We start from the raw sequence: 25,863 nt of genomic DNA, 5'->3' as shown, positions 1-25,863 counted from the left end.
CATGGACCGGCGGGCACAGACCATCGCGACGGCTCAGAGGCCAGCACCGGTGCTCAGCAGCAGACCCGATGTCGAGCAGACGCGTCGTACGTGCGTCGCTGACGGCTGGCTGTTCCACTTCCGAATATCGGAACGGGCGTAAGGGCTGGCTGTCGGCGTTCCGGGACGCAGTGCTGTTCAAGACCGCCAATACGTTTGGGCTGCGCCGCAACGAGGCCTGGATGCTGGACGTGGCCGACTTCGGCCGCAATCCGCAGGGCGCGGAGTACGGCGTGCTCTACGTCTGTCACGGCAAGGCGATGCGCAAACGCCGCAGCGTGCTGACCGTCTGGCCCTGGTATCCGGAGATCATCGAGCAGTGGGTCCAGCAGGTCCGACCGCAGTTCGCCACCAGCGTCGACTCGGGCGCGTCGTGGCCCTCGGAACGCGGCCAGCGGATCGGATTCACGCAGATGAACACCCGCCTCGCCGCCTACCGCGACGCCCTGGGCCTGGACCCGGCGCTGGACTTCCATTCATTCCGCCGCTCCTACGTCACCTACCTCATCGAGGACGGCCTCGACGCCCGGCTCGTTTAGGAACAGGTAGGTCACGAAGATGCTTTCACTACGTCCATCTATACGTGTGTGTCGTCGGACTACCGGACCCGGACACTGCGCCAGGCGCTGGACGCGACCCTGGACGCCGCCATGCGGCCGGTGAAGGAGGCACGATGACTACGAAACGGCAGGTCAGCTACCAGTGGCGGCTACGAGAGGTGATGGCCGCGCACGGCATGTTCGCCGCGACCGACCTGGCCCCGAAACTCGCCGAGCGGCGGATCACCTGTCCGCGAGCCGCGATACCGGAATCTATTGCCGCGTGAGTGGAACTGATTTCTAGATCAGTGGTGGGCTGCGTTGCCCGAACTCAGGGCGGGACCGGCGACCTCCAGGTCGACGAGGAAGCCGCGGGCCTGCCACTGCTCTGCGGGCAGTTGGTCGCGGGCCAGCTGGAAGTACTGCTCGGGGCTCATGATCTGCACGGTGCCGGGTTCGGGCTCCCAGTCGTCGGGCATGGGTTCGTCGAAGGACGGTTCGTCGCGCAGGCGGGTGGGGCAGGCATCGGGGACGTCGGTCAGGCGTACGCCTCCGGGCCTGCGGATCCACTCGGTGGTGCCGCGATCGTGCAGGTCGTGCACGACGCGGACCCGCCGGACGACGCCTACCGTGACGGGCAGATCGCCGATGATCCCCAGGAAGGCGTCGAAGCCCGGGCATCCGTCGAGCGCGATGTCGCCCGTCCGGTGATCGCCGTCCCGGAGCGCGCGCAGGCCGCCGGCTTCGATGAGTTGCGCCCAGGGCTGTCCGTCGGCATCGAGCAACGTGCCGGCCTGCACGGCGATCTGGTGCAGCAGCAGGTCCTCGGGGAGGTCCGGGGTGTCGAGCCATCTGAGGCGGGTCGTGACCTGTTCACCCAGTGACCACGTGGTGTCGCGCGGAGCGGTGTCGAGTAGGACCGGCCAGAGCATCGATCCATCGTTTCACTGGTGGTGAGGGCAGGTGGGCGTTCAAAGACACCGCCGCGAACCCAAATTCTTGCGTGCCCCGTATCTTTGCGGGGCACGCAAGAATTGCTACTGTGGGGACATGACAGGGCTGCGGGAGCGTAAGAAGGCCGAGACCCGGGCGGCGCTCGGCTGGGCCGCGATCCACCTCACCGCCGAGCGCGGCTACGACAACGTCCGCGTCGAGGACATCGCCGAGGCGGCCGGGGTCTCCGCGCGTACCTTCAACAACTATTTTTCCAGCAAGGCCGAGGCGATCGCCTCCCGTCACCTCGACCGCAGCATGCGCACCGCCGCCGCGCTACGCGAGCGTCCCGCCGGGGAGCCGCTCTGGGAGGCGCTCACCGCCGCCGCGCTGGAGCAGTTCACACGCGGTCCGGAGGTCGAGGCGATGCCATCGCCCGCGCACGCGCAGTGGGTGGCCGGTGTCCGCGCCATGCTCGACGAGCCCGCGTTGCAGGGTGAGCGGCTGCGCGCCGCCGCGGTCGCCGAGGCCGAACTGGCGGCCGCGGTCGCCGAGCGCACCGGCACCGATCTCGCCACCGACATGTATCCGCGGCTCGTCGCGGCCGCCGCCAGCGCGGCTGTCGGCGTCGCCATGCAGCACTTCCTGGACAGCGCCGACCCGCCCACCCCGATCGACCGCCTCATCGTCGACGCGTTCGCCCAGGTCGCCGCCGGCCTTCCGGCCCCGGCCCACTAGCAGCCACTCCTTCCTGCTCCCGCGGCCGGCCCGGCCCGCCGCGGCGATGACGCACGCCCCGAAGGGATCACGATCATGCTTGATGTCCTCGTTGTCGGAGCCGGCCCCAACGGCCTCATGCTCGCCTGCGAACTGGCGCTCGCCGGTGTCCACCCTGTCGTTCTCGAACGTCATCCCGCGCCCACCGGGGAGCCTCGCGCCAACGGCCTCGTCGGGCAGGTCGTGCGCCTGCTCGACCGGCGTGGCCTCTACACGCGGCTGAGCGGGGACAGTGCCCCGCCGGCCCCGCAGCCGGCGTTCACCTTCGGCGCGTTCCCGCTGGATCTCACGGTGCTCGACGAGAATCCGCACTACGTGCTCGGTGTGCCGCAGGCCAAGCTGGAGGCCGGTCTCGCGGCCCGCGCGGCCGAGCTGGGCGTCGAGGTGCGCCGCGGCCACGAGGTCGTCGACCTCCATCAGGGCCCGGATGCGGTCGAGGTCGTCCTCGCCGACGGTACGCGGCTCACCTCCCGTTTCGTCGTCGGCGCCGACGGGGGCCGCAGTGTGGTGCGCCGACTGGCCGGCATCGACTTCCCGGGCGTCACCAACGACCGGTCGGTCTCCCGTACCGCCACCGTGACCGTGCCCGGGTCCGCCCTGCATCCCGGGACCGGTGGGCTGCTCGTCCCCGGTTACGGGGTGGTCCCGCCGTTCATGCACACCCGTACCCCGCGTGGCCTGATCGCCTGGGCTCCGTTCCCGGGCCGCCCGGCGATCCTGAGTACGACGGAGTGGCCTGACGTGCCGGCCGGTGACGAGACGCCGATGAGCCTGGCGGAGCTGCGCGCCAGCGTCGCCCGGGTGCTCGGCGCCGACGTCCCGTTCGGTGCGAGTGAGGGCCCTGGCCTGTTGCGGCGGCTGACCGGCGGGAACACCCGTATCGCCGCCCGCTACCGGGACGGCCGGGTGCTGCTGGTCGGCGACGCCGCGCACGTACACCCGGCGATCGGTGGTCCCGGCCTCAACCTCGGTCTACAGGATGCCGTGAACCTGGGGTGGAAGCTGGCCGCCACGGTGCGGGGCTGGGCGCCGGCGGGGCTGCTCGACACGTACGAGACGGAGCGCCGCCCGGTCGCCGAGCGGGTCGTCATGTCGACACAGGCGCAGTCGGCGCTGATCGGCCCGGGTGACGACATCACCGGGCTGCGGGGCCTGTTCGCCGAGCTGCTGCGCAAGCCGGAGGTGACCGGCCACATCGCGGCGTTGATGTCCGGCGCGGATGTCGCCTATCCGGCCGATCCCGCCGACCCGCTGGCCGGCCGGTGCGCGCCGGACGTGGTGGTGCATGGTGACGGTGCTCCGGTGCGCCTGGCCGAGCTGACCCGTACGGCCCGGCCGTTGCTGCTGGATTCCACGGGCGCGTACGCGGAGGTCGCCGCCGGATGGCGGGATCGTGTCGACGTGGTCACCGGCCCGCTGGAGGGCACGGCCGCAACCGCGTTGCTCGTACGGCCGGACTGCTTCGTCGCCTGGTCGGCCGGTGACGCGGGCACGCTGCGCGCCGCGCTGACCGGCCACTTCGGCGGCCCGTGCTGACCGGGGCCCTGGTCAGGGCCCTGGTCCGAGGGCTGGGCATACTGGTGCGCCGTGGACCTGGACGAGTATCAGCGCGGCGCTCTGCGTACCGCCGCTTCGCGTGACAAGAAGAACGAGCTTCTGCATCTGGTGCTCGGGCTGGTCGGTGAGTCCGGCGAGGTCGCGGAGAAGTTCAAGAAATGGGTACGGGACCTCGACAGTGACGAGGCGCGCATCGACCGCACGGATATCGCCAAGGAACTCGGTGACGTGCTCTGGTATGTGGCGGTGCTCGCCGACTACCTGGATCTGTCGCTGGACGACATCGGTGCCGCGAACCTGGCCAAACTCGCCAGTCGCCAGACCCGTGGCGTGCTGGGCGGCAGCGGCGACGACCGCTGACGGCGCCGGAATCCTGCCGGGGATCTGTCCCCGGCAGGGATCCGGCCACGGGTTCAGGCCACGACGTCGAGCAGGTCCCCGCTGTCCAGGACGGACTTGAGGGCGTTCAGGTCGACGCCTTTGTCCTGGAGCATGCTGACCAGCTTCTGGGCGCTGCTGATCGAGCCGACCTCGTCCGAGCCGGTCTCCAGCAGCGCGCTGATCCGGTCGAGTTTCGTCTGGCTGGCCTGTAGTCCGCCCATCTCGCCTTTCGGGCCGCCCGGCGGCGGTCCCTGCGGGCGGCCGGTGGTCGCGGCGATCGTCTCCGCGAGCTCGGTGAGGTCGGCCTCGGTCGTTCCGGATGCCTGGTCGGTGGGCAGGCCGGCCTTGATGGCGGTGATCAGATCATCGTGCGAGACACCCTGCGCTTCGGCGACGTCGTTCAGGCTCTTGCCGCTGTCCAGCTGCTTCTTGAGATCGTCGGTGCTCAGGCCGAGTTTCTCGGCGACGGCCTTCATCGGGTCCGCGCCGTTGCGGGGCGGGGGCGCCTGGCGGGTCGCGGTGCTGGTCAGAACGGTGTTCGAAAAGGTGATGGCAGTCATGGGCCGGTGGCCTCTCTCTGTCTCGCAGGACGTGTACGGGAGGCTTCATCGGAGGCGCCGTCAGGCAGTTTTGCCTTCGACAGCTGATTCATAGCCATTCACAGGCTCTCCACCGACTCGGCCGGTGCGGGAGATCGGGATGCAACCTTTCGCTGCTCCGCGGAGTAGAAGGGGTGATCGATCGACAGGAGGCGTAGTGATCCGATCCGACTGGGAGAACCAGTTCGTCGAATATTTTCGGGTACGGGCGCAGCCGTTGCGCCGGCTCGCCTACGCGCTGTGCGGTGACTGGCACACCGCCGAGGATCTCGTACAGCTGACGTTCGTGCGCCTCTACCGGCGCTGGCCGCGGCTGCGGGACGAGTCGGTGGACGCGTACGCCCGCAAGATCGTGGTCAACGCGTTCCTGACGCACCGGCGTGACCGGCGGCGGGAGTCGCTGATGGCCGAGCCACCCGAGCGTGCGGCGGGTGGCGCCGACCCGGCCGAGACGCTGGCGGTCCGGCGGGCGCTGGCCGATCTGGCGCCACGGCAGCGGGCCGCGGTGGTGCTGCGGTATCTGGAGGATCTGCCGGTCGCCGAGGTCGCCGCCCTGCTCGGGATCACCGAGGGCACGGTCAAGAGCCAGACCGCAAGGGCCATTCAATCCATGCGTACGGCGTTGCACGGCGCCACGCTCACCAGGGAGTAGCCGATGCGTGAAGTCGACATGCGAGAAGCGCTCGAGACGTACGCGAGTGACGGCGAACCGGCGATGGGCCTGACCGCCTCCGGGATCCTGACCGCGGGCCGGCGTTCGCGCCGCAACCGGCGGCTGGCCGGTGTCGCCGGTGTCGGGCTCGTGGCCGTGTTGGCCGGGATGGGTGGGATCGTGGTGTCCGGCGGTGATGACGCCGGCCCGGTGTTCGGGGCGGCGGGCCCGTGCCCGTTCCCGCCCGGCACTCGCCCGCCCGGGGCGTACGCGGCCGACAGGACGCTGTCGCCGGAGTTGGCGGAGTGGGCCGCCACGAGCCTGACCTGTCATCTCAACGAGGAACTGCCCCGCCTGCTGCCCAAGGCACGATACGCCCAGGTGCCGGGTGTGGAGGCCGGGCCGTTGATCGGGTTCAGCCTCGGCGGCGAACCGCCGTGGGGTAATCGGGTGGACGCGCTGGCTCTGGTCCGTGACGCCGAGGGAACCGGTGATCTGACGGTCACCGTCGGGGTGGTGGACGCGTCGACGGGTGAGCAGGCGCAGGACGAGTGCCGGCGTACGCAGATCGGGAAATGCACTGTTCGCAACGGCCCGGACGGGGTGACCGTGCTGGTGGGCAGCGAGGCCGACGACACTCCCGCCGACGAGCCGCGTAACTACATCGTCCGGGTCTACCGGGGACACAGCGAGATCTACGTGCAGGCGTCGAACACCGATCGGCAGCCGGTCGACAGTGGTGCCCCGGCCAGGACGCGCCCGCAGCCGATCCTCTCCGAGGATCAGGCGGTCGCGCTGGCGCTCTCCCCCGAGTTGTTCCTCTTCCCCTGACGAGTTGAGCGATGGGCGGACGCCGGGATCGGCGTTCGCCCATCGCTCAACTCGTGGGTTCTCACGGGTGGATCGGGACCGGTTCGTGCTTCTCGGTGCGGTCGCGCCGGGGCAGCAGGAGTGGGGTGATCAGGATCAAACAACCGGCGATCGCGATCGCGGTACGCGGGCTGGTGACGGTGGCCAGCAAACCCCACAGTGCGGTCAGGGCGGCGATGGTGGCGTTGCTGGTGACCGACCACGCGGACAGGGTGCGCACGACGAGGTTCACCGGCGTCTGCTCGAGCCGGTAGGTGACGAACACCGGGTTGAACACTCCCACGCAGGTGACGAGCCCGAACTGGACGGCGATGACGAGCACCAGGCCGGCGGTGCCGGGGCCGACGAAGGCGAGCCCGAGCGGCCAGCAGGCGCGCAGTGCGCCGGCGGTGAGCAGGATCCGGTGTTGCCCGAAGCGGGTGACCAGCGGCTGGGCCAGCCGGGAGCCGATCAGTCCACCGAGGCACGGTAGGCCGAAGGCGAGGCCGTACTGCCAGGGCGCGAAGTCGAGCTGGTCGAGCATGAGGACGGCGAGAAGCGGTGCGGTCGCCAGGATCAGGCCGTTGACCAGGACCGTGTTGAGAAACAGCGGGCGCAGCGCCGGGTGGGCCAGAATATGGCGCCATCCGTCGAGCAGGTTGCCGGCATGCGGCCGTGAGCCGCCGGCCGGCCCGGGACGCGGCTCCCGTCCTCCGATCGCCCGTATGCTCAGTGCCGACAGCAGGTAGCTGACCGCGTCGACCGCCACTGTCACCACAGGGCCGAACAGCCCGATCGCGGCATTGCCGAGCGGCGGTCCCACCACGGTGGCGGTCCAGGTGGTGGCCTCGAACCGGCCGTTCGCGACGAGCAGGTCCGCCCGCGGGACCACGGTCTTCAGGTAGGCGCCGCCAGCCGCCTTGAAGGTGATGTCGGCCGCGGCGGCGACGATCGAGACGGCCAGGAGCTGGGCGAAGGTCAGCCGGCCGAACGCGTACGCGGTGGGCACGCTCACCAGGGCGGCGAACCGGATCAGGTCCATCGTGATCATCACCGGTCGCTTACGGCGGAACTCCACCCACGGGCCGAGCGGCACCGCGACGACCGCGCCGACGGCCAGTCCCGTGGCCGACAGCAGCGATACCTCGATCGGGCCGGAGTGCAGGACCCGGATTGCGATCAAGGGGAACGCGCCGAACCCGAGCCACGTGCCGAGCGTGCTCACCGCGTATGCCGTCCAAAGCCACCTGAACTGCCGCCCCAATGATCTTCCCGTCTCGGATGAACAACTCGCGGTTGATGGCTGAGATCCAATCAGTCGGCATCTCCGCAGATCAAACAACCGACACGCCGACTGTCAACAACTTCGAGTTGTAGATATAGGGTCGTCGGCATGGACTTCGACGCCGTACGCACCTTCGTTGCCGTTGCCGATGCGGGCCAGTTCCAGGAGACCGCCGCCGAGCTGTCGATCACCCAGCAGGCCGTCTCCAAGCGCATCGCCGCGCTGGAGCGCAACCTCGGAGTGCGGCTGTTCACCCGCACTCCGCGCGGCGCTGAACTCACCATCGACGGGCAGGCGTTCCTGCCTCATGCCCGCGAACTCTTGCGCGCCGCTGAACGTGCGGTCGCGGCGGTACGCCCCGGCAGCCGTCCGCTGCGTGTCGACGTGATCGCCTCGCGTCTCGCCACGACCGGCCTGGTCCGCGGCTTCCACCAGGCACACCCCGAGATCGAGCTCGACGTCATGAAACTGTTCGACGTCGAGACGGCCGTCGCCGCTCTCCGATCCGGGGCGATCGACGCGTCCTTCCGTGCGGTCGCCATGCCGGGGCGGCCCCTTCCCGAGGAGATCGCGACCGTCCGGGTGCTCGACGAGCCGCTCCAACTGCTCACCGGCCCGGCCCATGCGCTGGCGTCGGCCCGGTCGGTGACCGTCGCCCAACTCGCCGGGCACCGCATCTGGATGCCCGGCATCACTCCCGGCACCGAATGGGCCGCCTACTACGACGACCTCGCCGCCGAGTTCGGTCTCGTCATCGAGGCGACCGGCCCCAACCTCGGCGCCGACGCGCTCCTCGACACCGTCGCCGACACCCCCCGCGCTGGCCACCTTCATCGGCGGACAGACCCGTCTCGTCTGGCCCGCCAGCCACGGGCTACGCCGCATCCCGGTGACCGATCCCACCCCGGTCTACCCACACTCGCTGCTCTGGCATCGCGACAATCTCCACCCGGCCCTGGCCGCCCTCCGCGATCACCTCGCCGCCACGGCCGGCCACGACACCCCCGGTACCTGGACCCCGAGCTGGACGTCGCGGCCATAGCCGACGCGAATTCGGTACGGCCGCCCGCCGGCGCCGGCGTCTTTGACGCTGCACCAAGCTGACAGAGCTCTCCGGCTGTTTCCTGGACGTCGGTCAGGTCGATGGCCATGTGCGGCGAGGTGCACGGAGTGGGCATCGTGGTGTTGACGACATTACCTCTGCATGGCAGAGTTCTCTGCCATGCAGAGGGTAGAACTGTGATGTCACTCGATGAGCAGACAGAACTCGATCAGCTACGGCTACGGGTGCGCGCTTCCCGCTGGGCCACTTCCGGCCCGCTGTTGATCTTCGGGCTCATGACCGTGGCTTTCGCCGGCTACCTGGCGACGGTCGACTACTACTTCGTGCCGGCGCCATTGTTCTGGCCGCTGTGCAGCCTTCTCGCCTTGTTCGCACTGTGGGGCGGCGATCGCGTCCGACGCGATCGCACCGGAGTCGGTGAAGGCCGGTTGCCGTACGGGAAGGCCGCTCTCGCGCTGCTCGCGGTGGTTGTCGCCGGGAACCTGGTGTGGTTCTACCCGCTCATGAAGATGCTGCTGTGGCCGGCGACAGTACTGACGATCATGGCGGTCGGACAGCGCAACAAATCACTGGCCCTGCGCTCCGGCATCATCGGTGGCGTGATGATCGGTGGCTGGTTCGCGGGATCCGCAGTGACTGCCGACTGGTACGACCCGCTCATCATGGGTTGCGGTGGACTCGCCCTGACGGTACTGGGCCTCGTCGAACGACAGCGGGAGCGGAAGATCAGTGGCTGACCCGGCACCCCATCCCGCTCTCGAACTGGACGAGCGGGTGCACCAGAAGACCAGACTGGCGCTGCTCACCGTGCTGGACGAGGCGGGCCGGGCCGATTTCCCGTACCTCAAGAAGCTTCTCGGTCTCACTGACGGCAACCTCGGCAGGCATCTTGAGGCATTGGCCGGGCAGTCGCTCGTCGACATCCAGAAGGGGCATGAAGGGCGCCGACCGCGGACGTGGGCGGCGATCACGCCGATGGGGCGAGCGGCTCTCGCGGCTGAAATGAAGGTCCTCGCTGATTTGGTGCAAAGGTTCCAAAGCGCGCATAGTGGACGGCCCTAGCAGGTGCTTGTCGGCCCCAAGCGCGGGCCTTTCATCGAAGATCACGCTTGCCGTTGTCTTTTACGCCGTTTGCTACCGGGACGCCAAGACCGACAGGCCCACGGATTCAGGCCAGGGGGTTTCGCCGGGTGCGGCGGCCGTGCCGGTTCTCTCTAGGGCGGATTCCGGTAGCGGGACGCGAGGGTGGTGGCCCGGTCGTGCAGGGCGGCGCGCAGCGACGGCGGGGCGAGGGCTTCGGCGGCGGCGTCGAGTTGCCACAGCGCCCACACGGCGTGACGCAGGTCCTGGTAGGTGACTTCGAGGCGGAGGCGGCCGTCGGGGCCGGGGGTTTCGGCGCGGACGGCGACCGCGGTGGCGAGCAGGTCGTCGCGGCGGGTCGGGTCGACCAGGACCTGTACGGCGATGTGGTCGTCGGACAGGAACTGGGCGGACCGTTCCCGCCAGGCCCGGTCGAGGTCGACCCGGTCGTCGCGCTGTGCCGGTTCGGGGAGTTCCTCGGCGGCGAGGATGCGTGACAGCCGGTAGGTGCGGTCGGCGCCGTTGCGGGTGGCCAGCAGGTAGCCGCGGTCGCGGATGGTGACCAGGCCGATCGGGTCGACAGTGCGCCACTGCGGGGACCGGCCGGTGGCGGCGTAGTGGATGCGCAGCCGGTGCCCGGCGAGCACGGCACGGCGTACCTCGGTCAGGGTGGCGGTGGGGATCGGGTCGGTGACCGGGCGGCGCGACAGCAGGTCGGTCTCCGGTTCGACGAGGAATCGTTGCGCGGCGTCGCCGGCCAGGGCCTGGTGGCTTTCCGGGAGCGCGTCGACGACTTTGCGCATGGCGGAGGCGAGGGCCGGGCCGAGACCGAGCCCGGATCCGGCGGTGAGCAGGGCGAGGGCTTCGTCGTGGTTGAGGCCGGTGAGTGGGGTGCGGAAGCCGGGGAGCAGCGCGAATCCGCCGTGGCGGCCGCGTTCGGTGTAGACCGGGACGCCGGCGGCGGACAGGGCTTCGATGTCGCGCAGCACGGTCCGGGTGGACACCTCCAGCTCGCGGGCCAGGGTGTCGGCGGTCAGGCGGCCGCGCTGGCGCAGCAGCAGGACGAGGGAGACCAGACGGTCGGCGCGCATCCGCGAACCGTACCGGAATACATGACAGGAGGTGTCGTGATTGACGGGCAGGCTCGCGATTGCCCGTACGAAATGGAAGGGAGCTTGGTGTGGCAGTGCAGCGAGTGGCCGTCAATCCGTGGCCGTGGTCGGTGGCGTTGGGTTTCAACCAGGGTGAGTTGGTGTCCGGGCAGACCCGGACGCTGTATTGCTCGGGTCAGACGGCGATGGACGCCGACGGTGGGCCGCAGCATGACGGTGACATGGCCGCGCAGTTGACGACGTGTCTCGACAATCTGGAGGCCGTGTTGACGACAGCGTCCATGTCGTTGACGCATGTGGTGCGGCTCAACGTGTACACCGTCAATGTTGACGAGTTGTTCCCGCATTACGGGGTGCTGGCGTCACGGCTGGCGGCCGCCGGGGTGGCGCCGGCCACGACGATGCTGCAGGTGACGCGGCTGGCGCTGCCCGGTCAGCTGGTGGAGCTGGAGGCGACGGCGGTCGGGTAGCCGATGTGGGCCAGGGCGGCGCCGAGCCCCGGCGCGGCAGCGGTCGCGCAGGGTGGCGATGTCCGCCCAGCGCGCGGGCGAGGTCGTGGGCGGTCACGGCTGTCAGTCGACGCGAGCGTGCCGCCCGGGGTCGAACCGGCCCCGGGCGGCGGCCCGTCAGGGTGCGAAGGCTTTCACCTCCAGCAGGCCGACGGATGCGGCGCCGCTGGTCAGGGCCACCCTCAGGCGGGTGGTGCTGACCGGGCCGAAGGTGACGGTGTTGTACTGGTTGGCGGCGATCGGGTAGCCGCTGGCGGACGGCACGTCGACGTAGGCGCTGCCGTCGTAGTACTGCAGTTTCCACGAGGCGGGCAGGTCGATGCCCTGGTTGTCGTCGAAGAAGTACACCTGCGCGGACCGCAGGTTCTGTGCGGTGGACCAGGTGAGTTCGGCCCACTGCTGGCCCTGGTTGGGCCAGGTTCCCCAGCGCGGGTTGACGGTGTCGTTCGACGACGCTGGTTCGGCGCCGTCGTTGATGGCGGCGACGCTCTCCCACGCCGAGGTGTAGGAGGCGCTGGGTGTGGCCGAGGCTGCCAGGTTGGGGTTCGGTGGCGGCACGGTGCCCTGCCCGTACACCTTCACTTCGGTGAGGCCGGTTTTCGGCGTACCGGAGGGTTGGGTGAATTGCAGGCGCAGCCTGGTGGTGTTGACCGCGGTGAAGGTGACCTTGTTCAGGTTGGCCTGCGGTGCGGCCGGGGTTTTCGCCTGTGCGGCGGTGTTCACCCAGGCGGTGCCGTTCCAGTACTGGACGTTGTAGGCGGTCGGTGGCCGGTAGCGGTTGGTGGCCCGGTCGTTGCGGAAGTGGATCCAGGCTTCGCTGACGGTGCGTTCGCCGCTGAAGGTGATGTCGTAGGTGTCGGTGGCGTTGGTGCTGCCGTAGCTGCCCCACAGTGGTGAGTTGGTGGGCAGGCCGTCGACGGCGGCGCCGGCCGACGTGCCGGAGGTGGTGTAGGAGGCGGCCACGGTCGCGCCGCTGGCTAGATTCGGGCGGGTGGAGGTCAGGTCGACACCGGCCTTGGCGAAGACGTCGACCATGCGGCTGCTGCTCTGCACCACGTTCTGCGGTGCTTGCAGGGCCGGGAACGCGGTGCTGAACGCGACCGTGCCGGTGGTGGTGACCGTGCCGGTGGCCGGGTTGTAGGTGAACGGCGCCAGCTGGTTGAGCGTGGCGACGCGGGTGCCGTCGAGGTAGATGGAGTAGCCCTGCGGCACCCCGTTGTAGCGGGTCACGCCGTCGGACGGGTCGTCCCAGACGATCGACAGGTTGGCGTTGCGGTAGCGCAGGTTGTTGACCGCGAAGTGGCTCCAGCCGATGTTGATCGGGGACAGTTCGATCTGGGTGTCGTTGCGCGGCCGGAGCCCGGCGACGTCCTCGATGATCGTCCAGTTGCTGCTGCCGAGGATGTTGTGGTGGATCCACGACCGGTAGGTGATGGCGCTGCCGTTCCAGTCGGCCCAGAACTCGTTGGCGTCCGGCCAGTTGGTGTCGCCGCCGACGTACTGCGCCCAGGCGTTCCAGTAGAGGAGTTTCTTGTAGTCCTCGCTGGTCATCCACGTGTTGGGGTAGTTGCGCAGCACCTGGGAGTAGAGCCGGAACTGCACGGTGGAGTTGATGGTGGAGAAGTTGTTGCTGCCCGGGTTCCCGGCGGCCGCGGCCGCGGCCTTGTCGACCTGGTTGGCGGTGTAGAACGGGAAGATCGGGTATTGGGCGGCGTCGGCGAACAGGCGCAGCGCCTCCCGGTACTGGGCGGTGTTCGGCATCAATCCGACCGCGTACGGGTAGTAGTTGTTGATTTCCTTCCACGGCACGTGTGTATTCGTCGACACGTGCTTGTGTTCCAGGAGTTGACGAGATGGATTCCACAACGTGTTGATGACACCGTTGCGGATGCGGTCGGCGAGCGTCTGCATCTCGGTGGCCTTGGCCGTGTTGCCGGCCAGTGTGTAGGCGTCGCGGGCGGCGTTGGCGGCGCTCCACACGTAGGCGGTTTCGGCCCGGTCCAGGTTGCCGGCGCGCCAGTGGAACGAGACGGCGTCGGCGTCGTTGCCGGTCATCGCGCCCCAGTCGTACTCGATGACGCCGTTGTTGTTGGTGTCGTAGGTGGCGAGCTGGCCTTTCGCGTCGCCTTCGGCGTAGCGGGCGAAGTTGGTCAGCATGGCCGGCTGGCCGCCGTGGATCTGGTAGGCGCGCCAGGCGGCCTCGGCGATGTACTGGGTGTACGAGTTGGACCAGTTCTCCGGGTCGCCCGGGTTGTCGACGAACCGGCCGTTGGCCGAGTACTGGCCGACCGCCAGATACGGGCCGTAGGAGTACTCCGGGCTCCGCAGGTACTTCAGGTCGTCGATGTGCATTGGCTGGGTGAGGGCGATCGCGTTGTTGTAGCCGGTGACGCCCTCGATCGACTGCGGGAACTGGAAGTCCTGGCCGGGGATGTCGGCGTCGAGGTGGTTGAACCGCATCAGCCACCAGCGGTAGTAGATGTTCTTCTTGATCGCGGCGTCCGGGACGTCGATGTAGGGCACGTTGTCGGCCCACCACCGGTTGTAGTCGCGTACGTGGGTGGCGAACGCGTCGGCGGCGCTGCGGGCCCGGTAGGCGTCGTACTCGGTGCGGGAGGCGGGGATCTCGGTGGCGACCAGGCCGAGTTGCACCTTGGCGGTGACGGTCTGCCCGGCGCCGACCGTGATCGACCGGGTGAGGCTGCTGCCGGAGGCGGTGAAGCCGTCGCCGGAGAACCGCGGGTACAGGGTCGTCAGGTTGTTCTTGACGGCGCGGGTGCCGGTGAGCTCGCTGCCGCTGACGGTGGTCGCGTACGGCGAGGTGGCGGTCAGCGTCAATGTTGACGACGCGCTGCCGGTGTTGACGACGGCGACGTTGGTGATCAGCACGTTGTTGTGGGTGATGAACTTGGTGACCTCCAGGCGGATGCTGCCGCTGGTGTGCACGCTGCGCCAGTGGCTGGGGGTCTGCCGCCGTTGGGCGACCTGTTCGGTGAACGTGCCGGTCGACGCGGTGATGGCGTAGGCGTTCTGGCTGGAGATGTTGTCCCAGTAGGCGGCGTTGCCGCCGAAACCGATCACCGCCGGGTTGTGCGTGTACATGAACGCGGCGCGGCCGCGGCTCATCAGCCAGGTGCCGGCCGGGTCGTTGCCGGTGCGGGCCAGCAGCCGGTCCATCCAGAAGTCGGTGCCGGAGGCCTCGGCGTCGTAGATGGCGCGCATGGTGTCGCCGGTGGAGTAGCTGACCGGCGGCGCCGGGATCGAGCCGGCGTTGCCGAAGGTGGGATATCCGATGGGTTGCGCCGCGTGCGCCGGCCGCGGGCTCACCGCCAGCGACGCCACGATCAAAATCAGGATCGAGGTGTACGCGCGGAGCCGGCGAACGACCGCACGCATCCCGGTCCCGCGTGCGCGGGCGGGCTCGTGCCGCCGCAGAGGCGACCGCCGCCCGATCGTGCCGGATCCGGCGGAGTCCTGTCGTCGCGTGAACTGTCGCCACTGCATTCGCCGCGCCCCGGTCGTGCCGGACCCGGCCCGGTCACGTCGTCTCAGGAAGGGGCGGCTCATGACTGGAACGCCTTCCACTCGAGCACGCCGGTCGAGTAGCCGCTACGTGACGTGATCTGCAGCCGCAACCTTGTCGTGTTGACGGTATTGAACGTGATGACGTTCTCCACATTGCCGGCGACGCCACATGTCGACTGGCCGGTGACGGCTACATATTGACTGCCGTTCCAGTACTGCAGTGCACATGAGGCGGGCAGGTCGATGCCCTGGTTGTCGTCGAACCAGTACACCGAACTCTTGTTGATCGACTGGGCGGTCGGCCACTGGTACTCGATCCACTGGGTGCCCTGCTGCGGCCAGTTGCCGTAGGCCAGGTTCGACCGGTCCTGCGAGTTGGCCGGTGTCCCGCCGTTGTTGATCGCCGACAGGTTCTCCCATGCCGACACGTACGACGTGGACGCGGTGGCGGACGGCCCGAGGTTGGTGCCGCTGCCTCCCCCGCCGCCGGGGTTGGGCGGCGGCCCGGTGGTCGTCTGCACGACCTGCTGGATCGTGCCGTCAGCGTTGAAGTACAGCCGGTCGACCGCCACCGACCTGCGGAAGTTGCCGCCGCCGGGTGCGTTGGCGTTGTGGTAGACGATGTACCACTGCCCGTTGAACTCGACGATGCCGGCGTGGTTGGTCGTCGACGACACCTGCCCGAGCACGATGCCCCGGTGTGTCCACGGTCCCATCGGGTTGGTCGCGGTCGCGTACCGCTGGCAGGCGTAGTTCGAGTTGGTGACGCAGCCACCGGTGTCGTTGGCGGCGTACATCATGTAGTAGAGGCCGTTGCGTTTGAACATCCACGGCGCTTCCCAGTAGTTGGTCAGCCCGGTCGGTGTGACCACCGACCCCACCGTGTCGATCATGTTGCTGGCCAGCCGGACGGCACGCGGCCCCCAGTAGCCGCCCCAGTACATGTAGGCCTGCCCGTCGTCGTCGACGAACACGGTCGGGTCGATGTTGAGGCCCGACGAGTTGGCGGTGCTGTCGCTGATCAGTGGTCCGCCCTTGGCGTCGGTGAACGGTCCGAGCGGGCTGTCGCCGACGGCCACGCCGATGTTCATCCATCCGGCGCCGTTGCCGTTGATCGACGTGTACCAGTAGTACTTGCCGTTGCGGGGCTCCACTTCGCCGGCCCACGCGTCGGCGCCCGCCCAGCCGAAGGTGGCGATGTTGGCCTTCGCGCCCTGGTCGGTCCAGGTGGCGGCGTCGGTCGACGACAGCACGTGCCATTCGCGCATCACGAAGTTGGTGCCGCCGGCGGCCGCCTCGTCGCGGCCGGCGTAGATGTACATGGTGTTGCCGACGACCAGGGGTGCCGGGTCGGCGGTGTAGATGCTGGTGATGATCGGGTTGGCGGCCTGTGCCGGGGTGGCGACGGCTGTCGCCGCGGCTGCGGTGACCAGCGCACACACCGCGGCCGGCCATCTTCTTCTGGACATCCGACTGCCTTTCTCAAATGACCTTTCAGCGGGGGCGGAGAACCGCTGGATCTTCCAGCGGAGACGGTGGACGGCGCCGGTAACGAGGGTGGAGAGCTCCTGGAGTTGCCGGCGGATGGCGGTGAGGGCCGGTGGAGACGACACGGATCGGCTGGTCGCCCAGCGGGCGGTCACTGGCCGGTGGTGTACAGCTGGGTGATCTCGGCCGCGGTCAGCGCCCGGCTGTGGATCCGGAAGCTGTCGACGGCCCCGGTGAGGTACGGGTCGCCGGTGTACTGGGAGCGGCCGATCCAGTTCTGGGTGGTGGACGGCAACGTGGACGGCCGTAGCGTCAATGCGCTGTTGCGGGCCACTTCGGCGCCGTTGACGTAGAGGATGCCGAGGTTGCCGGTGTGGGTGACGGCGACGTGGGTCCATGCGCCGGTGGGCAGGGCGGCGGGCGCGTTGATGCGCTGTTCGCCGCCGGAGCCGGTGCTGGTGATGGCGTACCGGGCGGTGCCGGCGCTGCTGCGCGGGGTGAGGAACAGGTAGGCGCCGGTGCCGGTGCCGAAGTCGAAGACCCGGGTCCAGGTGGCGGCCGTGTCGATGCGGACCCAGGTGGCGATGGTGTACGCGGTGACGCCGGCGACGATGGCGGCGGGCAGGCTGACGTAACCGTTGGTGCCGTTGAGTAGCACGGCGTTGCCGCTGCGCCCGGTGGTACGGGTGACGCCGCCGGCCAGGCTGCCGGTCCAGCCGTTGCCGGTGGCGTCGGCCACGGTGGTGCCGGAGGCCTCGTCGAACGGGTAGCGGGCCTCGCGCGGCGTGGTGCTGGTGACGTTCCAGTAGACGGAGTAGCGCTGGCCGTGGGTTTTGTAGAAGGGTCGCAGCAGTACCGATCCGGCCGTGTACTCCAGGGGTGTGCCGGTCGGCTGCGGGGTGCCGGACAGGGTGGGCAGGGCGGTGAGGTTGCTGGTGCCGAACTGTCCGGCGAGCACGATCGGCCCGTGCCTGACCGCGCGTACCGACGGGTTGTCCGGGGTGGGTTCCAGGGTCAGCGCCATCGGGCAGGTGACGTCGACGACGTCGCCGCCGGCCCAGGTGCGGTTGATCGACAGGTAGGTGCCGGGGGTGGGCGTGCCGGTGAGGACGCCGTTGACGCGGACCTGGGCGCCGCTGGTCCAGGAGGGGATGCGGATGCGCAGGTCGATCACGCCGGAGCCGGTGACGGTGAGCCGGGTGGTGAGACTCTCCGGGTAGGTGGTGTCCTGCTGGACGGTGATGCCACGGCCGGGCCACGTCAACGTTGACGAGATGAACAGGTTGACGTACAGGATCGTGTTGTTGACGAAGTAGATGCTGTCGGCGAACTTGGTGTTGGTCTCCATGCCGGTGCCGTGACAGCAGGTGAAGTTGTCGTAGTCGTTGCTGTACGTCTTGATCCCGCCGGCGCGCAGCGGCACGTAGTAGCAGTGGTGGCCGTTCGCCGAGTTCGGGTTCTGTGCGCCGAGCAGATGGTTGTAGAGCGCCTTCTCGTAGAAGTCCATGAGCTCGGCGGCCCGGCCGGGGTCGGTGAAGAACAGCTGCCGGGTCAGTTTCAGCATGTTGTAGGTGTTGCAGCATTCGCAGGTCGAGTCGGACAGTTCGGCGGCGATGCGGTTCGGGGCCTGGAAGTACTCGCCGTTGGAGTTGCCGCCGATGGTGTACGAGTGCTGGCGTACCACGAAGTTCCAGAAGTTGACGGCGATGTCGCGGTAGCGGCTGTCGCCGGTGGCGTGGAACGCGCGGATCGCCGCGATCGCCTTGGGGATCTGGGCGTTGGCGTGGAACCCGGCGAGCGCGTCCACGCCTGTGGCGAGCGGGTCGAGGATCTGGGCGTGGTCGAAGTACTGGGCGGTCGTCAGGTGGGCCGGGTCGTCGCTGAGCTGGTACAGGTTGAACAGGGTCTCGCCGATGCCGCCGAATTCGACGCGCAGCATCTGCTGTCGCTGGGCGAGGGTGAGCCGGCTGTTGCGGGCCTGGATCCAGGCGGCTTTGTGTTGTAGGAGGGTCAGGGCCTGGGTGTTGCCGGTGAGCTGGTGCCAGTCGAGCAGCCCTTGCACGATCTTGTGGAGGGTGTAGTAGGGGGCCCACACCTGCTGGCCGGTCTCGACCCGGTCGATGAACGATTCCGGGTACGCCGACAGGTAGCCGTTGGGCCGCTGGCAGAGCGCCAGCTGGGCGACGAGGTAGTCGCCTTTGGCCTGCAGGGTGGTGTCGCCGGTGCTGGCGTAGGCCTGGGCGAGGGCGGTGAGCACGTGGCCGGTGGAGTGGCCGCGCAGTTCGGTGGACGGTGACTCCCAGCCGCCGCACGCGGTGGCGGTGGAGGTGAGCCCGGCGGTGAGCCGGAACATGTGCAGTAGCCGGTCGGCGTTGAGGAACCGCAGGTAGGTGTGGGTGCGGGCGGTGTTGTCGGCGAATGGGCCGGCGCCGAGGCGGACGGCGGTGAGCGGGAAGCCGTACGCGGAGACGCCGATGTCGGCTCGGGCGGCGTGGGCGGTGCCCGCGGGCAGGATCGCGCCGGCGGCGCCGGCCGCCGAGGCGATCAGTACGGTACGACGGTTGAAACGCATGAGAACACCTCTGCTATCGATAAACTTCGATGCATTAGCGGGGTTCTCGCCCACAGGTGTTCACTGTTTCGTGAGCGTGCGGAGCCCATGGGCGATCCCGGCCCATCCGCCCCCGTGATGCGATGTGCCTGCGGCACACGCTGCCTTACGAAAAGGTTTTCGGCAAGATGTCGACCGCGTTACGAAATAGAACTTGGTCGAAGCCCGTCCACATGTGGACGACCCGCCGCCCCGCGACGGCGGGGCCTACGGCAGGCGGCGGTCCAGCATGGCCACCCCCGGACCGTCCAGGTCCGGCAGCGCCGCCCGCCGCCCGGCCAGTGCCAGCATCACCGCTTCGGCCGGGCCGCGCACGACCGGCCCGTCGCCCCACGCCCAGTCCAGGTCGGTGCTCTCGAACCGCAGCCCCGCCGGGCGGCGCCGCGGCGTGAACCCGACCGCCCGCCCACCGACCAGGAAGTCGAGGGAGATCCGCAGCGGCTCCGGCCGCAACTGACCGGCCAGGCCCAGCGGCCGCCGGATGTCCTGCTGGTGGATCTGCAGATCGGTGAGCGCCCCCGGGTAGCCGACGATCGGCGGCCGGAACGGGTTTTCCGCATGCGCGCGCAGGATCGCCGCGAGTTCCCGGGCCGGGCGCGCGGCGGTCGTCGCGGCCAGCCGCGCGTTCGCCTTGTGCACGTTGAACCCGCTGCGCACCAGCGTTTTCAACGCGGCGCCGTTCCCGGCGGCGACCACGGCGACCAGATGCCCGACCACCTCCTTGACCGTCCACGCCGAACACAGACTCGGCGCGCGTAGCTGTTCGGGTGTCAGCGTGTCGGTCAGGTCGGCCAGGCCGCGGCGTTCGTCGGCGATCATCCCCGTGATCCTCACCCCGGCGACACTACCGGGCGAGGAAGACCCCGGCCCTCGCCGCGTCGGCGGCCCCGCATCCGGGTGTACGCAGCAGCACGGGCTCGTGATACGGCGGGGTGGCCGCGGTGACCAGCAGCCGCCGGGATCTCGGATCGGCCGCCCGCGCCACGATCACCGCTCGTACGCGGCGGCAGGCCGGACGGACACTGCGCCCGGCAACGCGCCGTGACCCTACCGGCGACCCGCCCGCAGCCGCCGCATCCCCAGCGACGCACTGCTGCGTACACCCGGATCCGGGTCCTCCAGCAGCACCCGCAGCAGCGGCTCCGCCGCATCGCCGAGGCGCTCCAGACAGATTCCGAGCGACCGCCGCACCCCCGGATCCTCGTCCCCGGCCAACGGCGTGAGCACGTCCAGCGCCCCCGGCTGCCGGCACCACGACACCAGACCCGCCGCCCGCGCCCGGGTCCGCGGCTCCGGATCCCGCAGGTAGGGCCGCGCCACCGCATCCACCCGTACCCGATCCGGCTGCTGCCCGAGCCCTTCGAAGGCCGTCGCCCGCAACGCCGGATCATCGAGCGCCACGACGAACAGCTCCAGATCCCGCGGGTCGCCGATCTTCCCGAGCCCCCACAACCGCCCCATCTCGTCACCGGTGTAGGCGAGCGCCTCCGCCCGGCTGGCCTCCGGCTCGAACTCGGCGAGATGGTCGAGGTCGTCCTCGATGTCGGTGATGTCGTGGCCCGCCCGCACCGCTTCGCGCAATGCCCGCAGCAACTCCCCGAAACTCCGCTCCACGCCGCCGCACGCTACACCGGACCCGGGCCACAAACCCGGCGGATCGGCGCCGGCAGTGTCGGTCACGGCCGTCTCCATTCTTTCCGGTACGGGTCAGGCGAGCCGTTTCCACACATGCTGAGATCGGCACCTGCCCGCCCGGCGGCTTGCTGAAACAGAGGTGCCCCGGACCGGTCGCGATGGACCGGTCCGGGGCACCTCGTCGTGGGTCAGCCGCGGCCGTCAGGCCGTAGCCGCGACCGTCGCCTCGGCGGGCGTGTCGTCGGCGTCCTGCGGCTGCTCCGTGGCGGCGGCGAAGCCACGCAGCGGGACGTGCCGGATGGCCAGCGCGACCAGAAGTCCTGCGGCGGCCACGATCGCGGCCCAGGTGAAGACGGCGCCGACGCCGTCGGTGACGGCCTGCTGAAACAGGTGCCGGGCGGCCTCGGGCAGGCTGCGCAGCAGTTCCGGGGTCATCCGCGCGGTCGAGTCTCCCCCGGACGCGGCCGCGGCCGGGCCGGCGTTCGAGGTGATGGACGCGGTCAGGGTGTGGGCGTAGATGGAGCCGAGGATGGACACGCCCAGGGAGCCGCCCATGTTGCGCAGGAAGGTGGCCGCTCCGGTGGCCGCGCCGATGTCCCGCAGGGGCGCGCTGTTCTGGGCGATGAGCATGGTGGTCTGCATGAGGCAGCCCATGCCGAGGCCGAGCACGACCATGTAGAGGGCGGTGACCGTCTTGCTGGTGTCGGTGCCCATGGTGGCGAACAGGGCGAGCCCGGCGGCCATGAGGACGGTGCCGACGATCGGCAGGGCACGGTAGCGGCCGGTCCTGCTGATCAGTTGCCCGCCGGCGAGCGACGTCACCATCATGGAGACCATCATCGGCATGAGCAGCAGTCCGCTGTTGGTGGCCGACGCGCCCTGCACGAACTGCTGGAACTGGGGCAGGAACGTCATGCCGCCGAACATGGCGAAACCGACGATGAAGCTGAGCGTGCCGGCGAGGGTGAAGTTGCGGTTGCGGAACACCGTCAGCGGCATGATCGGTTCGGCGGCGCGGCGCTCGACGACCACGAACGCGATGAACGCGGCCACGGTCAGCGCGGTCAGGCCGAGGATCTGCGGCGAACTCCAGTCGTACTCGGTGCCGCCCCAGCTCGTGATCAGCACCAGCGCGGTGATCCAGGTGGTGAGCAGGGCCGAGCCGGTCCAGTCGATGCGCGCCTTGCCGGTGCCGCGGGGCAGCTTGGCCAGGGTGAACCAGCAGACGGCCAGGGCGATCACGCCGAGCGGCAGGTTGACGTAGAAGGCCCAGCGCCAGTTGAGGTTGTCGGTGATGAAGCCGCCGACGAGCGGGCCGCCGATCATGGCGGCCGGCATGACGGCCATCATCACGCCCTGGTACTTGCCGCGCTCGCGGGGCGGCACGATCTCGGCCAGCACGGCCATGACGCCGACCATGAGGCCGCCGGCGCCGAGGCCCTGCAGGGCGCGGAAGCCGACGAGTTCGGCCATGTTCTGCGACATCCCGCACAGCGCGGAGCCGGCCAGGAAGATCGCGATGGACGTGATGAAGGTGATGCGGCGCCCGAGCAGGTCACCGAGTTTGCCCCAGATCGGGGTGGCGACGGTCGAGGCGAGGATGTAGCCGGTGGTCACCCAGGCCAGGTGGTTGAGACCGCCGAGATCGCCCAGGATCGTGGGCAGGGCCGGGGCCACGATCATGTTGTCGAGCATGGCGAGCAGCATGGCGATGGCCAGGCCCGCCGTGGTCGCCAGGATCTCGCGGTGGCTGAACCTCGGCGGTGTCATCGGTGTGGTGTCCGCAGGGGTGGACGTCAAGATGCTTGCCTTCCTTCGACGATCGCGTTGCCGCTCGGCGGCCGGGACTCGCGGGGTACTCACCCGCATCCTTTACTTGCCGACAGGTAAGTTGTAACTTACCGGTCGGCAAGTTAGCAACTATGCTGAGGACAACCGGGCGAGAGGAGATGGCAGGCGTGTCGAGGCGGCAGAGTGACACCAAGGCCGACATCCGACGGGTGGCGCTGGAACTGTTCACCCAGCGCGGCTACGAGGCCACCTCACTGCGGGAGATCGCCGAGCGCCTCGGCGTCACCAAGGCGGCGCTGTACTACCACTTCCACAGCAAGGAAGACATCGTCCGGTCCCTGTTCGGCGAACATCTCGCGGCCCTCGACGAACTGGTCGCCTGGGCCACCGAACAGCCTCCCGGACCGCAGCTGCGCGCCGAAGTCATCGACCGCATGCTGCGCCTGAGCCTGGACCACGGCCGGCAGACCATGCAGTTCGCCCTGGCCAACCAGCATGTCGTCCGGGATCTGCATCCCGGCAAGGAGAACATGTTCGAACGGCTGCGCACGCTGTTCGAGGTCGTCACCGGCCCGGACGCGACCGTCGAGGAGACCCTGCGGATCCGGGTCGCGCTGCTCAGCATCAACACCACCGTGTTCGCCGCCCAAGGGCTCGGCGCCACCGACGAGCAGATCGCCGCCGCCGTCCGCGACATCGCCCACCGGCTCACCCGGTGACCGCCCATTGAGGCCGGGAAGTGTCCTGAGCGGCCCCTAGCGTGGGCCGCATGACCAACAGCGAACCGGGCCTGCGCCCGTTCCGGATCGACATCCCGCAGCCACAGCTCGACGACCTGAAAGCCCGCCTGGCCAACACCCGGTGGCCGCAGGAACTGCCCGGGGTCGGCTGGAGCCGCGGCGTTCCCGCCGGCTACCTGCGGGAGCTCGCCGACCACTGGCGCACCGGCTACGACTGGCGAACCCACGAGGCGGCCCTCAACCGGCACCTGCAGCACCTGACCACCATCGACGGGCAGAACCTGCACTTCCTGCACGTGCCCTCACCCGAACCGGACGCCACCGCGCTGATCCTGCTGCACGGCTGGCCCGGCAGCGTGGTCGACTTCCTCGACGTCATCGGGCCCCTGTCCGATCCGCGCAGCCACGGCGGTGACCCCGCCGACGCCTTCCACCTGGTGATCCCGTCGCTGCCGGGATTCGGGTTCTCCACCCCACTGGCCGGGCCCGGCATGAACGCGGCCCGCATCGCCGCGATCCTCACCGAACTGATGGCCCGGCTCGGACACGACCGGTACGGCGTACACGGCTACGACTGGGGCGCGTGGATCGCCCCCGAGGTGGGCGAGCAGGACCCGCAGCGGGTCATCGGCGTCCACCTCACCGCAATGGTCACCGTCCCGGCCGGCACCGACGGGGAACTCGACAGCCTCAGCGAGGCCGACCAGCGACGCTGGCAGGGCATGCAGAACTTCAACGACGGCTACCTGCAATGCAACGCCAAACGCCCACAAACCGTCGGGTACGCCCTGACCGACTCCCCGGCCGGCCAGCTCGCCTGGATCGTGGAGAAGTTCAAGGAACACACCGACCCGTACGAGGGGCTGCCGGAGGACAGCATCGACCGCGACCGCATCCTCACCGACGTGTCGATCTACTGGCTGACCGGCACCGCCGCCTCCGCCGCCCAGATCTACTACGAGGAGTTCTCCGCGACCCCACCCGGCGGCGGCGGGCGCAAGACCGTGCCCACCGGCGTGCTCGTCTCCGCCCAGGACCTCGCGATCCGGCCGTGGGCCGAACGTGACCACCACATCGTGCACTGGACCGAACTCGGCCACGGCGGGCACTTCCTCGCCATGGAAGCACCCGAACCGCTGGTCGACGACATCCGCACGTTCTTCCACAAGCTGCGCTAGTTCAGCCGCCGGGCGGGGCGTCCGACGGCAGCGGCGGCGCCGAGGTCACGAAACGGCCCGGCGCCGGCAGATCCGCACACCGCGCCTGCGGAAACGACGGATCGGCGGTGCGGATCGCCGCGCAGCCCGCCGCCTTGGTGCGCGCCACCAGGGACCAGCCCGCATCGGCGGCGCGCAGGAAGTAGCGGCGGACCGCCGTGTTCACCTCGCAGCCCGGCCGCACCTCGGCACCGCACGCGGCCGGATCGTCCGGGACGGTCATGACCAGCCAGTCCGCGTCGCACGACTCGACCGAGCCCTGGGAATGACGCGACACGTCCAGGCCGCGCACCGCCGCCCGCGTCCACGTCGCGTCACAGTGATCGCCGGGCGGGTTGCAGCCGAGCTCGGCATCGCAACGCTGGTACACGCCGCCCCGCAGCGCCCACGGCTGCTGGTTGACCGTCACGACCCGGGTCCCGAACGGGACCGGCGACGTCACCGTCACGGTCACCGGGGTACTGCCGGGGCAGGCGCCGTGCACCGACGACAGCATCGACTCCTCGGTCACGGACACGAAAACCGTTTCGTTCTCCTCCTCCGTGCGGGCCACCCGCACGTTACGGGAACACCCGTCCGGCCCGGTCAGCGCCGCCACGTGCACCGTCACCGCGGTGACGCCGGGCCCGGACGTCACAGCCGTCACGGTGGCCGCATGGGTGCTCCACTGCGCGGGCGTGCTCGACGGTGTGTCCTGCGGGCTGGTCCCCGGCCGCGCGCAACCGGCAAGCACCACGGCGAGCAGACAGAGACCGGAGACGATACGTCGCATGACCGGCCATTCTGCACGATCCGCGCACACCGCGGCTCACCCGTACCGGAAAAAGGGGAAACCACTCAGCGTGAGAAGAACGCCTGACGGCTAGGCCCGCCACGACGGATCACGACCGGTCACCGCCAGCAACTGCGCGAACCGGTCCGCCCCCGCACCGACCGTCACCGCCGGCCCGAACGCACCCATCTGCCGGCCCATCTCCCCCATCGAATCCAGGAACTCCGCCGTCGGCGGCAACAACGCCGGATCCACCTCATACGGCTGCCCCGTGGCATGCGCCAGATCCCAGCCGTGCACCACCAGGTCCACCACCATCATCAAACCGAGCGTCCGCTGCGGCAGCCCCATCCCCGGCGACACCCCGTCCAGCACCACCGGATCCGACCACGCCGCGACCATCCCGGCGGCCTCGACCGCGAAATCCTCGCGCCACCCGCCGGTCAGACTGTCCGGCGTGACACTCCAGTCGACCTCCGACCGCGCCGCCACCAGCTGAAAGTTGTGGACCACCTGAAACAGATGATTCAGCAGGTCACGAACCTGGAACTCGGCACACGGCGTGGCATGCCCCAACTGCTCGTCACGCACCCCCGCCACCAGGGCCGAAACAGCGGGCACGGCACGGCCCAGCAGGTCACTGATCTCGGTAGACATCCACCCAGACTAGAAACCCCGGCCGCCCACAGCCAGCAACCCACACCACCCG

The 25,863-nt window shown here is 69.5% G+C and carries 26 protein-coding genes; 13 read left to right on the top strand and 13 right to left on the bottom strand.

Annotated features, from left to right (window positions below; translation table 11 throughout):
- Positions 1–68: 68 nt before the first annotated feature.
- Entirely contained in the window at positions 69–578 is a 510-nt protein-coding gene (locus BJ964_RS35015; RefSeq protein WP_229807263.1) for a site-specific integrase, read from the top strand.
- 134 nt (positions 579–712) lie between these two features.
- The gene (locus tag BJ964_RS35010) at positions 713–865 is read left to right on the top strand and encodes a hypothetical protein (RefSeq protein WP_229807264.1); all 153 of its coding nucleotides are present in this window, start codon (positions 713–715) and stop codon (positions 863–865) included.
- Positions 866–883: 18 nt separating this feature from the next.
- On the opposite strand, the gene BJ964_RS35005 is transcribed toward BJ964_RS35010, so the two are convergent.
- Positions 884–1,510 (bottom strand): hypothetical protein, encoded by a 627-nt coding sequence (locus BJ964_RS35005; protein WP_188124638.1) that lies wholly within the window; start codon positions 1,508–1,510, stop codon positions 884–886.
- 118 nt (positions 1,511–1,628) lie between these two features.
- Between BJ964_RS35005 and BJ964_RS35000 the strand changes: the two genes are divergently transcribed.
- From BJ964_RS35000 to BJ964_RS34990, 3 genes are all read left to right on the top strand, one after another.
- Positions 1,629–2,249: a TetR/AcrR family transcriptional regulator gene (locus BJ964_RS35000; RefSeq protein ID WP_188124637.1), complete on the top strand. Its 621-nt coding sequence runs from the start codon at positions 1,629–1,631 to the stop codon at positions 2,247–2,249.
- A gap of 75 nt (positions 2,250–2,324) precedes the next feature.
- Positions 2,325–3,824 (top strand): FAD-dependent monooxygenase, encoded by a 1,500-nt coding sequence (locus BJ964_RS34995; RefSeq protein WP_188124636.1) that lies wholly within the window; start codon positions 2,325–2,327, stop codon positions 3,822–3,824.
- 51 nt (positions 3,825–3,875) lie between these two features.
- Positions 3,876–4,205: a nucleoside triphosphate pyrophosphohydrolase family protein gene (locus BJ964_RS34990; protein ID WP_188124635.1), complete on the top strand. Its 330-nt coding sequence runs from the start codon at positions 3,876–3,878 to the stop codon at positions 4,203–4,205.
- Positions 4,206–4,258: 53 nt separating this feature from the next.
- On the opposite strand, the gene BJ964_RS34985 is transcribed toward BJ964_RS34990, so the two are convergent.
- Positions 4,259–4,786: a hypothetical protein gene (locus BJ964_RS34985; protein WP_188124634.1), complete on the bottom strand. Its 528-nt coding sequence runs from the start codon at positions 4,784–4,786 to the stop codon at positions 4,259–4,261.
- 196 nt (positions 4,787–4,982) lie between these two features.
- Between BJ964_RS34985 and BJ964_RS34980 the strand changes: the two genes are divergently transcribed.
- Both BJ964_RS34980 and BJ964_RS34975 read left to right on the top strand, forming a co-directional pair.
- On the top strand, positions 4,983–5,477 hold the full coding sequence (locus BJ964_RS34980) for a SigE family RNA polymerase sigma factor (RefSeq protein ID WP_229807265.1): 495 nt from the start codon (positions 4,983–4,985) through the stop codon (positions 5,475–5,477).
- Positions 5,478–5,480: 3 nt separating this feature from the next.
- Positions 5,481–6,308, top strand: a complete 828-nt coding sequence (locus BJ964_RS34975) for a hypothetical protein (RefSeq protein WP_188124632.1) — start codon at positions 5,481–5,483, stop codon at positions 6,306–6,308.
- A 61-nt stretch (positions 6,309–6,369) separates the two neighbouring features.
- Here BJ964_RS34975 and BJ964_RS34970 read toward each other — a convergent pair whose 3' ends face one another.
- Positions 6,370–7,590, bottom strand: a complete 1,221-nt coding sequence (locus BJ964_RS34970) for an MFS transporter (RefSeq protein ID WP_203832501.1) — start codon at positions 7,588–7,590, stop codon at positions 6,370–6,372.
- A 129-nt stretch (positions 7,591–7,719) separates the two neighbouring features.
- Between BJ964_RS34970 and BJ964_RS34965 the strand changes: the two genes are divergently transcribed.
- The 3 genes from BJ964_RS34965 (at position 7,720) to BJ964_RS34955 (ending at position 9,736) form a co-directional block, all read left to right on the top strand.
- Positions 7,720–8,715, top strand: coding sequence for a LysR family transcriptional regulator (locus BJ964_RS34965; RefSeq protein WP_229807267.1), 996 nt, complete (start codon positions 7,720–7,722; stop codon positions 8,713–8,715).
- Between the two features lie 66 nt (positions 8,716–8,781).
- Entirely contained in the window at positions 8,782–9,411 is a 630-nt protein-coding gene (locus tag BJ964_RS34960; protein ID WP_188124631.1) for a hypothetical protein, read from the top strand.
- Positions 9,404–9,736 carry a transcriptional regulator gene (locus BJ964_RS34955; protein WP_188124630.1) on the top strand — a complete coding sequence of 111 codons (333 nt, stop codon included), beginning with the start codon at positions 9,404–9,406 and terminating at the stop codon, positions 9,734–9,736. The genes BJ964_RS34960 and BJ964_RS34955 overlap by 8 nt, the downstream gene beginning before the upstream one ends.
- Positions 9,737–9,888: 152 nt before the next feature.
- Here the strand turns inward: BJ964_RS34955 and BJ964_RS34950 are convergent, their stop codons facing one another.
- Complete coding sequence (locus tag BJ964_RS34950; RefSeq protein ID WP_188124629.1) at positions 9,889–10,845, bottom strand: helix-turn-helix transcriptional regulator; 957 nt, start codon at positions 10,843–10,845, stop codon at positions 9,889–9,891.
- Between the two features lie 89 nt (positions 10,846–10,934).
- On the opposite strand from BJ964_RS34950, the gene BJ964_RS34945 reads away from it, so the two are divergent.
- Positions 10,935–11,336 (top strand): RidA family protein, encoded by a 402-nt coding sequence (locus tag BJ964_RS34945; RefSeq protein ID WP_229807268.1) that lies wholly within the window; start codon positions 10,935–10,937, stop codon positions 11,334–11,336.
- A 156-nt stretch (positions 11,337–11,492) separates the two neighbouring features.
- Here the strand turns inward: BJ964_RS34945 and BJ964_RS34940 are convergent, their stop codons facing one another.
- From BJ964_RS34940 to BJ964_RS34910, 7 genes are all read right to left on the bottom strand, one after another.
- Positions 11,493–14,771, bottom strand: a complete 3,279-nt coding sequence (locus tag BJ964_RS34940; RefSeq protein WP_188124628.1) for an MGH1-like glycoside hydrolase domain-containing protein — start codon at positions 14,769–14,771, stop codon at positions 11,493–11,495.
- Between the two features lie 167 nt (positions 14,772–14,938).
- Positions 14,939–16,369: a glycoside hydrolase family 43 protein gene (locus tag BJ964_RS34935; protein ID WP_188124627.1), complete on the bottom strand. Its 1,431-nt coding sequence runs from the start codon at positions 16,367–16,369 to the stop codon at positions 14,939–14,941.
- Between the two features lie 170 nt (positions 16,370–16,539).
- A complete protein-coding gene (locus BJ964_RS34930) occupies positions 16,540–18,960 on the bottom strand; it encodes a beta-L-arabinofuranosidase domain-containing protein (RefSeq protein ID WP_188124626.1) in 2,421 nt (806 codons plus the stop codon).
- A 246-nt stretch (positions 18,961–19,206) separates the two neighbouring features.
- Positions 19,207–19,833, bottom strand: a complete 627-nt coding sequence (locus BJ964_RS34925; protein WP_188124625.1) for a maleylpyruvate isomerase family mycothiol-dependent enzyme — start codon at positions 19,831–19,833, stop codon at positions 19,207–19,209.
- A gap of 10 nt (positions 19,834–19,843) precedes the next feature.
- Positions 19,844–19,990, bottom strand: coding sequence for a hypothetical protein (locus BJ964_RS34920; RefSeq protein ID WP_188124624.1), 147 nt, complete (start codon positions 19,988–19,990; stop codon positions 19,844–19,846).
- Positions 19,991–20,046: 56 nt separating this feature from the next.
- Positions 20,047–20,613, bottom strand: a complete 567-nt coding sequence (locus BJ964_RS34915; protein ID WP_188124623.1) for a HEAT repeat domain-containing protein — start codon at positions 20,611–20,613, stop codon at positions 20,047–20,049.
- Positions 20,614–20,835: 222 nt separating this feature from the next.
- Positions 20,836–22,503: an MDR family MFS transporter gene (locus BJ964_RS34910; protein ID WP_188124622.1), complete on the bottom strand. Its 1,668-nt coding sequence runs from the start codon at positions 22,501–22,503 to the stop codon at positions 20,836–20,838.
- Positions 22,504–22,592: 89 nt separating this feature from the next.
- On the opposite strand from BJ964_RS34910, the gene BJ964_RS34905 reads away from it, so the two are divergent.
- Both BJ964_RS34905 and BJ964_RS34900 read left to right on the top strand, forming a co-directional pair.
- The gene (locus tag BJ964_RS34905) at positions 22,593–23,144 is read left to right on the top strand and encodes a TetR/AcrR family transcriptional regulator (RefSeq protein WP_229807270.1); all 552 of its coding nucleotides are present in this window, start codon (positions 22,593–22,595) and stop codon (positions 23,142–23,144) included.
- A 50-nt stretch (positions 23,145–23,194) separates the two neighbouring features.
- Positions 23,195–24,343, top strand: a complete 1,149-nt coding sequence (locus BJ964_RS34900) for an epoxide hydrolase family protein (RefSeq protein WP_188124620.1) — start codon at positions 23,195–23,197, stop codon at positions 24,341–24,343.
- A 1-nt stretch (position 24,344) separates the two neighbouring features.
- Here BJ964_RS34900 and BJ964_RS34895 read toward each other — a convergent pair whose 3' ends face one another.
- A complete protein-coding gene (locus tag BJ964_RS34895; protein ID WP_188124619.1) occupies positions 24,345–25,154 on the bottom strand; it encodes a hypothetical protein in 810 nt (269 codons plus the stop codon).
- Positions 25,155–25,244: 90 nt separating this feature from the next.
- On the bottom strand, positions 25,245–25,811 hold the full coding sequence (locus tag BJ964_RS34890) for a TIGR03086 family metal-binding protein (protein ID WP_188124618.1): 567 nt from the start codon (positions 25,809–25,811) through the stop codon (positions 25,245–25,247).
- Positions 25,812–25,863 lie beyond the last annotated feature (52 nt).

It is taken from the genome of Actinoplanes lobatus, assembly GCF_014205215.1.
In the GTDB taxonomy this organism is placed as follows: Bacteria; Actinomycetota; Actinomycetes; order Mycobacteriales; family Micromonosporaceae; genus Actinoplanes; species Actinoplanes lobatus.
This window is presented reverse-complemented; position numbering and strand designations above follow the sequence as displayed.